Origin of the sequence: Streptomyces sp. NPDC127108 (assembly GCF_042677545.1) — a bacterium.
In the GTDB taxonomy this organism is placed as follows: domain Bacteria; phylum Actinomycetota; class Actinomycetes; order Streptomycetales; family Streptomycetaceae; genus Streptomyces.
Genome location: NZ_JBHXTE010000031.1, coordinates 17,596 through 31,347 on the forward strand (window position 1 = coordinate 17,596; position 13,752 = coordinate 31,347).

A 13,752-nucleotide genomic window follows, 5' to 3' on the forward strand; every position below is an offset into this window, starting at 1 on the left:
AGGCGGCAAGGTCAAACTCACCCACGGTAACGAGAAAAACGGACATAAAGAGACGAGGTGGGGTGCCAGCGGAGCCGTGATCCGTCACTGACCGCATCCCCGCCGAGCCGTACAAGCCAGCGCCCAGCACCCGCCGCCGCTCACGCCCTCGGGAGGGTGACGCTGTTATCCACAAGCCGCACGTTGTCCACCAAGATCCCTACCCGAGGTGACGACGGGCCAGAGTCAGGCCCGGAGGTGGCCCTCACGACCCCGCACCCGACAGCTCACCAACAGCTCAACCGCGAAGCCCTACACGTCCCCTGGAACACCGGACCGCGCGAAAGAAGCCCCGCCGTTCCTTGCGGAGCGACGGGGCAAGCGCTGGGATCAACCCTTCGTGCGCACCGCTTCGACAAAGGCGATCCAGGCCTCAGCGGACACCGCGAGGAGCGGCCCGCCTGGCATCTTGCTGTCCCGCACGGGGACAACACCGTGAGCGGCATACTCGGGCGCCCACTCAATACAGTTACCCCCGTCCTGGTTGCTGTAGCTGGAACGTCGCCAGCGCGCAGTGTTCACGCATATTCGGGGGGCTCGCATGGTGCTTCCTCCATGTACTTAGTGATCACGTCGCATGACTTGCGCGGAGACAGCGCCAGGTCACGAAGGTGATCGTACGACCGTCGGAGCCGATCCACATTCCTTGCGTCTTCGACGACCGAACCTGAGTAGCCAGTCTCCACATACGCCACTGTCCGACCGTCGGACAGCCACAGAAACGTGGTGTCTGTGTTCGTCAGTCCGTGGAGTCCGACGGATGACAGCACTACTTGAAGGGTCACGTTCGGCAGTTCAGCAACCTGACAGAGGTGCGCCAGCTGCCCGTGCCACTCCTTCGAATCGGCCAACGGGCGACGCAACACGGCTTCGTCAAGGATCGCGCGAAACTCCGGCTGATCATCTGTACGGCTCAGGAGATCCTGCCGACCCATCCGCGCCGCAACATCTTCAGAGAGCGCATCTGCATCTATCGGACCTGCCGCTTGTAGCAGCGTCTGAGCGTAGGGCTCAGTCTGAAGCAGACCCGGCATGACGCTAGGCGCATACTGCTGAAGCCCCAGGGCTTGCGCCTCCAAGGTCATATAAGTCTGGTACTGCTCGCGGAAGCGCGAAGGATCACGAGCTGCCGCCTCCCACAAGATGACGAGGTGGGTCGTGCCGTAGTACTCGTCGAGCGCCCGCGCCAACTCTGGACCGCCGATGCTCCGACCGTGCTCCATATGACTCAGGTGGGTGTGATCTGCACGCACGGCGTCCCCCAACGACCGCAGCGAGACCCCCTTTTCGCTACGAAGTAGCGCCAACTCCTGTGCGTAGCGTGCGCGCGCTGACTGGCTTCGATCTGTCGCCGTCCGTCGTGGTGGCATGTCCCCTCCTGTTGGTTTTGTTGGTTAACGCCGCGCACGCGTGGGTCTAACTGGACTCCACACTTCCAACATCGCTGCGGATCTACATGCTCGTCAACGTAGGACTTCTGGACACGACAGACCAGCCGGACGAGCGGAGCAACCACCATGGAGGGACAGCCCAGTTCGCACCGCACAGCGCCGGACGACGTAGCCCATCTGGTGGCGTTCATACAAGCGGGAGGCGTCTGGGGGCTAGCCCCTTCCTGGGTCCCGCGCACCGGCTACACCGACGCGGACCACGTCGACCTGCGGACCGTACAAACCCGACTGCAACAGCTCTTGGGGGAGTCGTGACCAGCAACCCACGGCGCCGCCTCGCGCTCCTCATTGCCGCGCGCGGCACGGCCGGAATGCTCTTGATCCCCAAGACCGAAGACACGGGAGAGTTCGGCGGCGCTGACTTGCCTCCCGGTTCCATGGCCTTCCCACCCTGTCAGTGCCCGTGGTGCCGAGTCGCTCCCCTAACTGAAGCGCCGTTGCACATCACAGACAACGCGAACACCTCTACCGAGAAAGGAGAATCATGAGCTTCCTCAGGCGATTTTTATGGGACTACGAGGCAATACCGTGCATGGCCGTTACGGCCGCTGTCACATGGACTCTCACCGTCTTTTTCACGGGACAGCTCTGAGAACTCATAGGGGCTGACGGATTGCCGCCAGCGCCCGCACACCCCATGGCGACCGAATCGGGCCAGGGTCGCAACCACAGCGTGCCGTTCAAGGAGGCGCCCGAATGAGCAAGGAACAGATGGTTTCAGCACCACCGCCCCGGCGGATCAGTGGCGTGGCAGTAATCCGTGACTCAGAGGGCTCCGTGCTCCTAGTACGCAACCGGTATGCCGCCACCATGAGGCTTCCCGGTGCGCGTGCCGAGAACGGCGAGAGCGCAGATCTGGCGTGCACCCGTGGCGTTCTGGCCGACGTGGGCATCAAGGTGCCTTGCGACACCCTGATGACCGTCGACTACGCCCCCGCCGCACACGCGGTACCTGAAAGTCACTGCTTCGTCTTCAACGGTGGAACCCTTGAGTACCGCGCACCGTCGATCCTCATCAACGGAGATCTAGGCCATTTCGAATGGTCTCCCCCCAAGGACCTCAGCAAGTACATTCCACTGGCCTATGAGCGCCGAGTGCGCCGGGCGTTGGATCAATGCGAAGGCGGAGGCATCCTCTACCTGTGGCAGGGCGGCATCCCCGACGTCGACCGCCCCAAAGTGCCCGCCTTCTCCTCGATGCACGCCTAGCGCGTTCCGAGGACGAGGCGGGTTGCAACAGCCCCCGCGCCCTGTCGTGCCACTCAGGGGGCGCGGTATGGCTCAGCCTTAGGGCTCCTGTGTGTATCGGGGGTAGCTGAGCCAGCAACAGGCCCCGGCCGTTGGCGCGATGGTGGACGGCCGGGGCCCCGTTGTTCCAGACCCGCTCAGCTCGCCGGGGGGCCGTTCTGACTCCGGACGGTGGCGAGTTGAGCCGCCCGCCCGCACCTTGCCCTTACGGGTAGGCAGGGCAGCGGGCAAGCCCCGGCTAGGGAACGATCTTCCCTAGCCGGGGCTCAGTGGTTCCCGGAACTGCGAGAGTGATCCCGTGCCAGAGCCGAAGCGCACAGATCCGTGGTCAAGCCCTCCGCAGAGCCGCCCCCTGCGGTAAGTCCAACGGAGAGGGCGAGGTGGGCCCCTCTCCTACATGACGTGACCGACGGAAGCCCGGCTGAACGCGTCGCAGGTGAGACCCCCACGAGAACCAGGTGTGGGGTCTCACCGCTGAGCGAACAGCCCTGGCAGAGCCCGGAGCGCCATTGATCGATATTACTGATCACACTAAGCAGATTGATCGATTTCACCGACTCTGCGAGGCATGACAGGGTTGCGACGTCCAACCTCAGCACCACCCGAAGGGCTACAACGTGCTCACTGTCGGTGACCAGTTCCCCGAGTTCGACCTCATGGCTTGCGTCTCTCTGGAGAAGGGCAAGGAGTTCGCGCGCATTGACAGCGAGTGGCTGAAGCGGAACCGTGACGAGAAGGGCTGGTTGGTCGTCTTCGCGTGGCCCAAGGACTTCACCTTCGTGTGCCCGACCGAGATCGCCGCCTTCGGCAAGCTGAACGACGAGTTCGCCGACCGTGACGCCCAGGTCCTCGGCTTCTCCGGCGACTCCGAGTTCGTGCACCACGCCTGGCGCAAGGACCACCCGGACCTGACCGACCTGCCCTTCCCGATGCTGGCCGACTCCAAGCACGAGCTCATGCGTGACCTCGGCATCGAGGGCGAGGACGGCTTCGCGCAGCGCGCCGTCTTCATCGTGGACCAGAACAACGAGATCCAGTTCACGATGGTGACCGCCGGTTCCGTCGGCCGTAACCCCAAGGAGGTCCTGCGGGTCCTCGACGCCCTCCAGACGGACGAGCTCTGCCCGTGCAACTGGAGCAAGGGCGACGAGACCCTGGACCCGGTCGCGCTGCTCTCGGGCGAGTGAACGGAAGCTGACTGACATGGCACTCGACGAACTGAAGTCCGCCGTACCGGACTACGCCAAGGACCTGAAGCTGAACCTCGGCTCGGTCATCGGCAACAGCGACCTGCCGCAGCAGCAGCTGTGGGGCACGGTGCTCGCCTGCGCGATCGCCTCCCGCTCCCCGAAGGTGCTGCGCGAGCTGGAGCCCGAGGCCAAGGCGAACCTCTCCGCCGAGGCGTACACCGCCGCCAAGTCGGCTGCCGCCGTCATGGCGATGAACAACGTCTTCTACCGCACGCGTCACCTGCTCTCCGACCCGGAGTACGGGACGATGCGCGCCGGTCTGCGGATGAACGTCATCGGCAACCCGGGCGTCGAGAAGGTCGACTTCGAGCTCTGGTCCCTCGCGGTGTCCGCGATCAACGGCTGCGGGCAGTGCCTCGACTCCCACGAGCAGGTGCTCCGCAAGGCGGGCGTCGACCGTGAGACCATCCAGGAAGCCTTCAAGATCGCCGCCGTGATCCAGGCGGTGGGCGTCACCCTGGACTCCGAGGCCCACCTCGCCGGCTGACCTCAGCCGACGACTCCTGTACGTCACGTAGGGCCCCGCTCACATCGAGCGGGGCCCTACGCGTGTCCAGCCGCCGATTCGGCGCTCCGCGCCTCGTCCTCAGTCGCCGGACGGGCTATCTCCCACCCACCCGCCCAAACTCGCACCCCGCTGACCAAAAGCCCGGCACCCCCGCGCCCCGAACCGGGGCGCCCCCGGTCGGCCTCCGGCCTCGTCCTCAAGCGCCGGACGGGCTTTTCCCCACCACCCGCCCAGCCCTCCCCTGGGGCCGCGCAACAGCGCGGCACCCTCGGGCAGCGCCCTCGCAGGCAGGCCGGGCAGGGAGTGCCGACGGCTCAGGCCGACCGGGCAGTTCGGGCGGGTGGGTGGGAGAGAGCCCGTCCGGCGCTTGAGGACGAGGCCGCAGGCCGATCGGCGGAGGATCGGCCCAGCCGCACCGGACAAGGCGCCCCCGCCAGATCAGGCGTCGGGTTTCGTGGAGGTGGGGGCCAGCTCGGAGGCCGTGGCGCCCCGGGGCTGAGGGGCCTGCTTGAGCGCGGCCTCGCGAGCGTACGCGCGGAGGTAGCCGACGACCGTGTTGGTCACGGCGACCAACGGCACCGCCACCACCGCCCCGCCGATCCCGGCGACCATCCCTCCGGCGGCGACGGAGAGCACCACGGCCAGCGGATGCACGGCCACAGCCCGCCCGAGAATGAACGGCTGCAGGATGTGTCCCTCGATCTGCTGCACGGCGAGCACCACGATCAGCGCCATCACCGCCGTGAACACGCCCTGCGTGACGAGCGCGACGACCACGGCGAGCGCCCCGGAGATCACCGCGCCCACGAGCGGGATGAACGCGAACAGGAAGATGAAGACGGCGAGCGGCACGGCCATGGGCACGCCGAGGAAGTAGATGCCGACGCCGATGAACACGGCGTCGATGAGAGCCACTATCACCGTGCCCCGCACATACGCGGTGAGCGTCCGCCACGCCCGCGGCCCCGCGCCCGCGACCCCCGGCCGGGCCGCGGCGGGCACCAGCTTCAGGAACCACTTCCAGATGCGCGGCCCGTCGTACAGCAGGAAGAGCGTGGAGAACATGGCGAGGAGGATCCCCGTCATCGCCTCCACGATGACGGTGACGCCCTCGAGCCCGGCGGAGGTGATCTCCTCGGAGTTGGCGCCGACCGCCTCCCGCAGGGACTTGGCGATGTCGTTGATCTGGTCCTCGGTGACGTGGAAGGGGCTGTTGAGCAGCCACTTCCGCAAGTCCTCGATACCGTCCTGGACTTGGCTGGAGAGCGTGTCCACGTTCTCCATGACCTGCCAGACCACGAACCAGCCGACGAGCCCCATGATCACGAAGCCGAGCACGGCGGTGCACACGGTGGCGAGCCCCCGCGGCAGCCCGAGCCGCTTGAGGCGGGCCACGGTGGGCTGGAGCAGCGCGGTGATGAGCAGCGCGGCGACGAACGCGAAGACGACGAGCTGGACGGCGCTGATGACCTTCATCAGGACCCAGACGGTCCCGGCGAGGACGAGCAGCCGCCAGCCGGCCTCGGCGGCGACCCGCACGCCCCAGGGCACGGCGGCGACGGGGTCGGGCCGTGCTCCTATGTCGGGCGCGTAGGCGGGCGGGGCGGGGACCTGGTCGGCGGCGCCGGAGTCGGCCGCGCCGTTCTCCCCCGACTTGTCGCCGGACAGGCCGTCGAGTCCGTCGAGTCCGTCCAGCTCGTCCTCGGCGGCAGCGGCGGCCCGCACCCGGTCCGCGTACCGCTTGCGCAGCGACAGCCTCCCCTGGGCACCGGCACCGTCAGCGGTGACGCCGTCGACCGGGGCACTGCCGGGGACACCCACGGCGACGGGACTCTTGTCGGAGGCGGTGGCGGCACCCGCGTCGGACGCGGCCGCGCCGGACGGCGTCGAGTCTGCCGGTTCATCCCGCGCCCCGGCGCCGGACTCGGCCTTCGCGCCCGCCGCCGACGGCCCCTTGGAGCCGTCCGCGCCCAGGCGTTCTCCCATCCTGGTCAGCGCGCCGCCCACGCGGCCGCGCCACCCTGGAACTCGCGCCATGATCCGTCCTCTACCCCCGTCTTGCCCCACCACGTACCAAGTCCCCCGCGGATTTCCCGGGGGACTGCCGGACCGACCGTACACGGACAGGACCCCTCACCGTAGGACGGTGAGGGGTCCTTGAAGGTTGAGAGCGATCTCGGCGCTGTTCACTACTGGTCAGCGCCGGTCGCAGACCTCAGTACCAGTTGTTGTTCTGCCAGAAGTCCCAGGCACCGCACGGGCTGCCGTAGCGGTCGTTCATGTAGTTCAGGCCCCACTTGATCTGGGTGGCCGGATTCGTCCGCCAGTCCGCGCCCGCGGAGGACATCTTGGAACCGGGGAGCGCCTGGACCAGGCCGTACGCGCCGGAGGAGGCGTTGGTGGCCTTGTAGTTCCAGGTCGACTCGTGGTTCACGATGTTGCTGAAGCACTGGAACTGACCGGCGGGGACCATCTGCCGGGCCATCGCCTGGACCTGCGCGACGGTGTAGGAGCTCTGCGGCGCGAAGTCGGAGGCGTCGCGTCCGGAGGAGCGGCTCGCCTTGGACTCGGCGGCGTCCTTCTCACGCTCCTTCTTCTCCGCGGCCTTCTTCGCGGCGGCTTCCTTCTCGGCCTTCTCCGCCTTCTCGGCCGCCTGCTGCTTGGCTACGGCGTCCTTGGCGGCCTGCTTGCGCGCGGCCTCCGCGGCGGACTTCTTCGCGGCCGTGTCGGCGGCCATCGCCTGGGCGTCGGCCTGCTGCGCCACGGAGGTGGTCTGCACCTGGGCGTGCTGACCCGCGGGTATGTCTGCGAGGAGAGTCGCGTCGCTTGCCGTCGTCTCGAGGTCGTTGGACTTCGAGGACTGGGTGTCGCCCGAGGCAACACCCACGACGGCGCCGACGGTGGTGACCGCAGTGGCCGAAGCCACCGCGAATCCCCGGACCGAGATCCGGCTCACACGGTTTCCTTCCAGCATCGCCCGCATAGGTGACCCCGCGGACGCAATCGTGCCCCTGGCGCTGGCCTCCGCTGGGTACATCGGTCACGGGAGGCGCGGGCCCGGTGGACAACTCCTGGGACAGGAGCGCCGCTTGGTGCTCGGGCGGCATACGGCTACCACTATGAAGTTCTGTTGTTCCGTACCGCTGGGGGTACAGGAGTGCCGTATGCGGGGCCTGACAGGACCCAGACTCTGCCGTAGCGAGACACCGCGAGGCAATTCTGCGTTGCGTGTGAAAGCTCACACCCCGTTTGCCTCAGGAGTTTTGCGGAAACACCCGCACACCAAGACGCCGCCCGGCTAGGCTCACTCGCTTCGCCGGGCGGCGCCAACTACCCCGTAGGGGGACCGAACTTGGACAGATGCCCCAGATCCAACGGACCTCTCGGTCGCCTCCTGTCAGGTGGTGTCAGGTGGTGTCAGATCTGCCCGTCCTCCAGCATTTCGGTCACAAGCGCCGCGATCTGCGACCTCTCGGACCGGGTGAGGGTGACATGCGCGAAGAGCGGATGCCCCTTCAGTTTCTCGATGACGGCGACGACTCCGTCGTACCGGCCGACCCGGAGGTTGTCGCGCTGGGCGACGTCATGGGTCAGTACGACACGTGAATTCGCCCCGATCCTGGACAGAACGGTCAAGAGGACGTTCCGCTCCAGGGATTGGGCCTCGTCCACGATGACGAAGGCGTCGTGCAGCGAGCGGCCCCGGATGTGGGTCAGCGGCAGGACCTCCAGCATGCCGCGCGCCGAGACCTCCTCGATGACCTCCTTGCCCGCGACGGACCCGAGGGTGTCGAAGACGGCCTGCGCCCAGGGCCCCATCTTCTCGGCCTCGGTGCCCGGCAGATAGCCGAGCTCCTGCCCGCCCACCGCGTACAGCGGCCGGAACACCATCACCTTCTGGTGCTGACGGCGCTCCAGGACGGCCTCGAGGCCCGCGCAGAGGGCGAGCGCCGACTTGCCGGTGCCCGCGCGTCCGCCCATCGACATGATGCCGACGTCCGGATCGAGGAGGAGGTCGAGCGCGATGCGCTGCTCGGCGCTGCGCCCCTTGATGCCGAAGGCCTCGCGATCGCCGCGTACGAGACGGACGTTGCCCTCGGGCGAGATCCTGCCGAGCGCCTTCCCCCGCTCGGACTGGATGGTCAGGCCCGTGTGCACGGGCAGCTCGGCGACTTCGGGGACGTAGAGGCTCTCCGTCTCGAAGAGAAGGTCGACCTGCTCCCCCGAGAGGGTCAGCTCGGACATTCCGGTCCAGCCGGAGGCGTCCGTGATGGCGAGCTCCGCGCGGTACTCCTCGGCGAGGAGACCGACGGACGACGCCTTGATTCTGAGCGGCAGGTCCTTGGAGACGACCGTGACCTCGTACCCCTCCGCCTGGAGGTTGCGTGCCACCGCGAGGATCCGTGAGTCGTTGTCGCCCAGGCGGTAGCCCGCCGGGAGCACGCCGGGGTCGGAGTGGTTGAGCTCGACGCGCAGCGTGCCGCCGAGGCCGCCGATCGGGATCGGCGCGTCCAGGCGCCCGAAGCGGATCCGGCAGTCGTCGAGCAGGCGCAGCGCCTGCCGGGCGAAGTAGCCGAGCTCGGGATGGTGCCGCTTGGCCTCCAGCTCCGTCACCACGACGATCGGCAGCACGACTTCGTGCTCGTCGAAGCGGGACAGGGCGTTCGGGTCGGCGAGCAGAACGCTGGTGTCGAGAACATAGGTGCGCCGGCCTTGCTGGCGCTTTGTGCTGGTCACCACGGAAGGACGTACCCCCTCGGATGAGGTCGGGGAGCGACGGAGGGAACTGGGCCGGTGACTGGCCACCCTGCGCGGGCCGAGCACCGGCCCTCCCTGTCGTCCGCGCTCGGCGCGCGGTCGTCCTGGTGCAAAGGGCCTCCCGGGCGGACGGCCCCGTGCCGTCCGCTGAGATCCGGCGTCCGTGAATCGGACGCCGACCTGCAAGTGGTATTCCCTCGAACAAGCGCAGCCATGCCATGGCATATGACGGCGCGTTGGTTAACTCCTGGTTACCGAGACCTCAAAGGGGCTGCTGTGTCATCCGCCGTAACGGCGGTGGCGCGCGGCGTAATCGCGCAGCGCACGCAGGAAGTCGACCTTCCGGAAGGCCGGCCAGAAGACTTCGCAGAAGTAGTACTCGGAGTGAGCGGACTGCCAGAGCATGAAGCCCGAGAGGCGCTGTTCTCCACTCGTCCGGATCACCAGGTCGGGGTCGGGCTGGCCGCTGGTGTAGAGGTGCTTGGAGATCTGTTCGACGTCGACGCTCTCGGCGATGTCCTCGATGGAGGTGCCGCGGTCGGCGTGGTCGAGCAGCAGGGAGCGGACGGCGTCGGCGATCTCCTGGCGGCCGCCGTAGCCCACGGCGACGTTCACGAGTATGCCGGTGCGGGTGTGCGTGGCCTGTTCCGCTTCCTTGAGCACACCCTGGGTGCGGGAGGGCAGCAGGTCGAGGGCGCCGACGTGGTGCACGCGCCAGCGGCCGTCGTCGACGAGGCTGCGGACGGTGTCCTCGATGATGCCGAGGAGCGGGACCAGCTCGTCCTCGGGGCGGTCGAAGTTGTCCGTGGAGAGCATCCACAGCGTGACGACCTCGACGTCCGTCTCGGCACACCAGCCGAGGAATTCCTCGATCTTGTACGCGCCCGCCTGGTGGCCCTGGGCGGTGGTGCCGCCGGAGGCCTTCGCCCAGCGGCGGTTGCCGTCGAGGATGACGCCGATGTGCTTGGGCACCTGGTCGTGGTCGAGGCGGCCTTCCACCCGGCGTGCGTAGAGTCCGTACACCAGGTCGCGCAGCTTCACCTTTGTCAGCCCCTCCATACAGACGGCAGTCCCCGAAGGCGAAAGCGTACCGCTGCGCGGACGCCTCCAGATCCGGGGTGCGGCCCGCCTTCCGTTTCCGGCCCGGGCCTTGTGTGTACACGCGTGCGGTCCACGTCCCGGTTCCCTGAAGTAGCTTCGTCCTCATGAACGACACCTCCGAGTACCGCGCAGCATCGGACCGTTACGACTCCATGGAGTACCGGCGCAGCGGCCGCAGCGGTCTGAAGCTGCCCGCCGTCTCCCTCGGCCTGTGGCACAACTTCGGCGACGACCGCGCCCTGGACTCCCAGCGCGCGATCCTGCGCCGCGCCTTCGACCTGGGCGTCACCCACTTCGACCTGGCGAACAACTACGGCCCGCCACCCGGCAGCGCGGAGCTGAACTTCGGCAAGCTCTTCGCCCAGGACTTCGCCCCCTACCGGGACGAGCTGATCGTCTCGACCAAGGCGGGGTACCTCATGAACCCCGGCCCGTACGGCGAGTGGGGTTCCCGCAAGTACCTGCTGTCCTCGCTCGACGCGTCCCTGACCCGCATGGGCCTGGACTACGTCGACATCTTCTACTCGCACCGCTTCGACCCGGACACCCCCCTCGAGGAGACGATGGGCGCGCTGGCCTCGGCGGTCCAGCAGGGCAAGGCGCTGTACGTCGGCGTCTCCTCGTACAACAGCGAGCAGACCGCGGAGGCGGCGCGGCTCCTGCGCGAGATGGGCGTGCGCCCGCTCATCCACCAGCCGTCGTACTCGATGATCAACCGCTGGACCGAGGACGACGGGCTGCTCGACACCCTGGAGGAGGCCGGCATGGGCTGCATCTCCTTCGTCCCGCTCGCCCAGGGCCTGCTCACGAACAAGTACCTGAAGGGCATCCCCGAGGGCTCCCGCGCCACCCAGGGCAAGTCCCTCGACCCGGAGCTCCTCAACGACGAGGTCGTACGCCGCCTCAATGGCCTGAACGACATCGCCGCCCGCCGCGGCCAGTCGCTCGCGCAACTGGCCCTGAACTGGGTCCTGCGTGACGAGCGCATGACGTCCGCGCTCATCGGCGCCTCCAGCGTGAAGCAGTTGGAGGAGAACGTGGCGGCCCTTTCGGGTCCGAAGCTCACGGACGCGGAGCTCACGGAGATCGACACGTTCGCGGTGTCGACGCCGGGGACGAACATCTGGGCTGGTCGGGCCTAGGTCTGGCGGGGGCGCCTTGGGGGGTGCCCTGCGTCCGAGGGTCCCCTGGGCCGGAGGGTTGCCCTGGGCCGGGCGCGCCGCCGATCGCGCTGCGCGCTCGTCCTCAAGCGCCGGACGGGCTGAATCGGTGCCCACTGCGCGCCGTGGGACGGGCCCGGAAGCGGGCACAAAAAACGGGCCGGTCCGTGGGGGGGAGACGGACCGGCCCGAGGGGGGGTTTCCACCATAACCCTTCGTAAGTGGTTCGGGGTGCATCGGCGTGCCACAACTACGCTCCGAAATCGCCCGACAACTGGCTGAGCCTGTTCTCCCACCGGATTTCGGCCCTCCCGGCGGGATCCGGTCGCCGGGGGCGGGTACTCCCGAAGGGTGACGCGGGCGAGGGGAGCGGGCTTGACGGCGGCGGGGCGGGGCCGGGGACCGGTGGGCTCCAGGTGGAGCGGCGGCCGGGTGAAGGCCGGGAAGAAGGGGCCTTCGAGGGGTGCACGAGGCCGCGCAGCCCCCTCCACTGCGCGGCACCGCCCGCGCAGCTTTGCTCACGCGAATTAGCGTTGGTCTGAACTTACGGGAGGCGTGGGACGGAATCGAGCCAGTTCGCATAACGATGCGGGATCGACTGGCGGGGCCTTGCCGCTTTGTCCCCATTCACACCGGGGCGGGGTCGCCTCAGGCGGACTGGACCGGGGCGGGGTCGCCTCAGGCGGACTGGACCGGGGCGGGGTCGCCTCAGGCGGACTGGACGGCGACACCGTCCCCCTTCTTCGCCCGGCTCCTCTCCCCGCTCTCCTCCCCGCTCTTCTTCTCCCCGCTGCCGCCGGTCTTCTCGGCGTGCCGCTCCACCAGCCGCTCCATGTGCCGGTCGCCCCAGATGCCGAGGGGTTCGAGCGCCGCGTTCAGGGTCTCGCCGAGCTCGGTGAGGGAGTACTCGACCTTGGGCGGCACCTCGCGGTAGACCTCGCGGTGCACGATGCCGTCGGCCTCCATCTCGCGGAGCTGCTGGATGAGCATCTTCTCGCTGACGCCGGGCACGTGCCGCCGCAGCTCACCGAAGCGGAGCGTACGACCCGCGTACAGAGCCCACAGGATCAGGGGCTTCCACTTGCCGCCGACGACATCGACGGCCGCGTCCAGGCCGCAGAGGTACGGTCCCTTGCGATGCGCCATGCCAACTCCTCGTCCGCGTACGGGCTCCACCGGCTCACTTACCGAACCGACAGTACCGCCGAACGGGTGACGGCCGCTTGACGGCGCAGCTACCGCTTGACCGCGTCGAACAGATGCCGGGTGCTGTGGGCGACGAAGGGCCCCTCCTCGCGGATCCGCTCGTGCAGCTCGCGCAGGCGCGGCCGGTAGGCGTCGACCGTGAAGCCCGGCACCATCCACACGACCTTCCGCAGGAAGTGGACGACGGCCCCGATGTCGTGGAACTCCATCCGCAGCCGCTCGGCGCGCAGCGCGACGACATCGAGCCCGGCGGCCTCGGCGGCGGCCCGCTCCCCCTCCGGATCCCGCGCGCCCCGGACCTCCTCGGACTGCTCCCCCAGGAAGTACTCGACGACCTCGAACACACTGCTCGGCCCCACGTGCTGGGCGAAGTACGTCCCGCCGGGCCGCAGCACGCGGGCGATCTCGTCGAAGTGCGGTGTCACCGGATGCCTGCTGGTGACGAGGTCGAACACCCCGTCCGCGAACGGCAACGGCGCGTCCTCGGGCGAGGCCACGACGACCACGCCGCGCGGGTGCAGCAGGGCTGCGGCCTTGGCGACGTTGGGCGCCCACCCCTCGGTGGCGACGGCGAGCCGCGGCAGCACGGGCGCGGCGGCGAGCACCTCACCCCCACCGGTCTGCACGTCGAGCGCCGCCCCGGCCCGCCCGAGCCGCTCCCCCATGGCCCGCGCGTACCCCCACGAGGGCCGCGCCTCGGTGGCCCGCCCCTCGAACCAGGAGAAGTCCCAGCCTTCTGTGGGGGCGGCTTCGGCTTCGGCTACGAGCTGGTCGAACGTGGGGGATGCGGGGGACGTGGGGGTGGTCATGGGGTGATCGTAGGCATCTGGTCATCGGGCAGGCCATGCGTTTGTGGGGTGTCGGGCGAGCGTCCTGCTACCGGCCGCTCCACTGGCTGTCCGACGGCGCACCTGCTGTGAAGTGCCGCCCGAACACCAACTGGCTTGCCGGGAACGGGAGATCGCTGGGATCTTCCCCGTACCGAACGTAGTCTCATGACTAGACATCTGTGCCAGCGCGGGAACCTGGTC

General features: G+C 68.4%; 12 protein-coding genes. 4 read left to right on the forward strand and 8 right to left on the reverse strand.

Going from position 1 to position 13,752, the window contains the following annotated elements; genetic code table 11:
• Window positions 1-369 precede the first annotated feature (369 nt).
• A complete protein-coding gene (locus tag ACFVHO_RS24970; RefSeq protein ID WP_385718629.1) occupies window positions 370-582 on the reverse strand; it encodes a DUF397 domain-containing protein in 213 nt (70 codons plus the stop codon).
• Window positions 558-1,409, reverse strand: coding sequence for a helix-turn-helix transcriptional regulator (locus tag ACFVHO_RS24975; protein ID WP_385718631.1), 852 nt, complete (start codon window positions 1,407-1,409; stop codon window positions 558-560). The genes ACFVHO_RS24970 and ACFVHO_RS24975 overlap by 25 nt, the downstream gene beginning before the upstream one ends.
• A 777-nt stretch (window positions 1,410-2,186) precedes the next feature.
• Between ACFVHO_RS24975 and ACFVHO_RS24980 the strand changes: the two genes are divergently transcribed.
• The 3 genes from ACFVHO_RS24980 (at window position 2,187) to ACFVHO_RS24990 (ending at window position 4,475) form a co-directional block, all read left to right on the forward strand.
• Window positions 2,187-2,699, forward strand: coding sequence for an NUDIX domain-containing protein (locus ACFVHO_RS24980; protein ID WP_385718634.1), 513 nt, complete (start codon window positions 2,187-2,189; stop codon window positions 2,697-2,699).
• Between the two features lie 656 nt (window positions 2,700-3,355).
• Window positions 3,356-3,925, forward strand: a complete 570-nt coding sequence (locus ACFVHO_RS24985; protein WP_385718637.1) for a peroxiredoxin — start codon at window positions 3,356-3,358, stop codon at window positions 3,923-3,925.
• Between the two features lie 16 nt (window positions 3,926-3,941).
• Complete coding sequence (locus ACFVHO_RS24990; RefSeq protein WP_385718640.1) at window positions 3,942-4,475, forward strand: alkyl hydroperoxide reductase; 534 nt, start codon at window positions 3,942-3,944, stop codon at window positions 4,473-4,475.
• Between the two features lie 459 nt (window positions 4,476-4,934).
• Here ACFVHO_RS24990 and ACFVHO_RS24995 read toward each other — a convergent pair whose 3' ends face one another.
• The 4 genes from ACFVHO_RS24995 to ACFVHO_RS25010 form a co-directional block, all read right to left on the reverse strand.
• Window positions 4,935-6,533 (reverse strand): AI-2E family transporter, encoded by a 1,599-nt coding sequence (locus ACFVHO_RS24995; RefSeq protein WP_385718643.1) that lies wholly within the window; start codon window positions 6,531-6,533, stop codon window positions 4,935-4,937.
• 178 nt (window positions 6,534-6,711) lie between these two features.
• Complete coding sequence (locus ACFVHO_RS25000) at window positions 6,712-7,470, reverse strand: transglycosylase SLT domain-containing protein (RefSeq protein ID WP_385718646.1); 759 nt, start codon at window positions 7,468-7,470, stop codon at window positions 6,712-6,714.
• A gap of 443 nt (window positions 7,471-7,913) precedes the next feature.
• Window positions 7,914-9,236: a PhoH family protein gene (locus ACFVHO_RS25005; protein ID WP_385718649.1), complete on the reverse strand. Its 1,323-nt coding sequence runs from the start codon at window positions 9,234-9,236 to the stop codon at window positions 7,914-7,916.
• Between the two features lie 297 nt (window positions 9,237-9,533).
• Window positions 9,534-10,295 (reverse strand): isoprenyl transferase, encoded by a 762-nt coding sequence (locus ACFVHO_RS25010; protein ID WP_087885707.1) that lies wholly within the window; start codon window positions 10,293-10,295, stop codon window positions 9,534-9,536.
• Window positions 10,296-10,459: 164 nt separating this feature from the next.
• On the opposite strand from ACFVHO_RS25010, the gene mgrA reads away from it, so the two are divergent.
• On the forward strand, window positions 10,460-11,497 hold the full coding sequence (gene mgrA, locus ACFVHO_RS25015; protein ID WP_385718652.1) for an L-glyceraldehyde 3-phosphate reductase: 1,038 nt from the start codon (window positions 10,460-10,462) through the stop codon (window positions 11,495-11,497).
• Window positions 11,498-12,223: 726 nt separating this feature from the next.
• Here mgrA and ACFVHO_RS25020 read toward each other — a convergent pair.
• Together ACFVHO_RS25020 and ACFVHO_RS25025 are read right to left on the reverse strand one after the other, a co-directional pair.
• Entirely contained in the window at window positions 12,224-12,661 is a 438-nt protein-coding gene (locus tag ACFVHO_RS25020; RefSeq protein ID WP_385718655.1) for a winged helix-turn-helix transcriptional regulator, read from the reverse strand.
• A gap of 89 nt (window positions 12,662-12,750) precedes the next feature.
• Entirely contained in the window at window positions 12,751-13,530 is a 780-nt protein-coding gene (locus ACFVHO_RS25025) for a class I SAM-dependent methyltransferase (protein WP_385718659.1), read from the reverse strand.
• Window positions 13,531-13,752 lie beyond the last annotated feature (222 nt).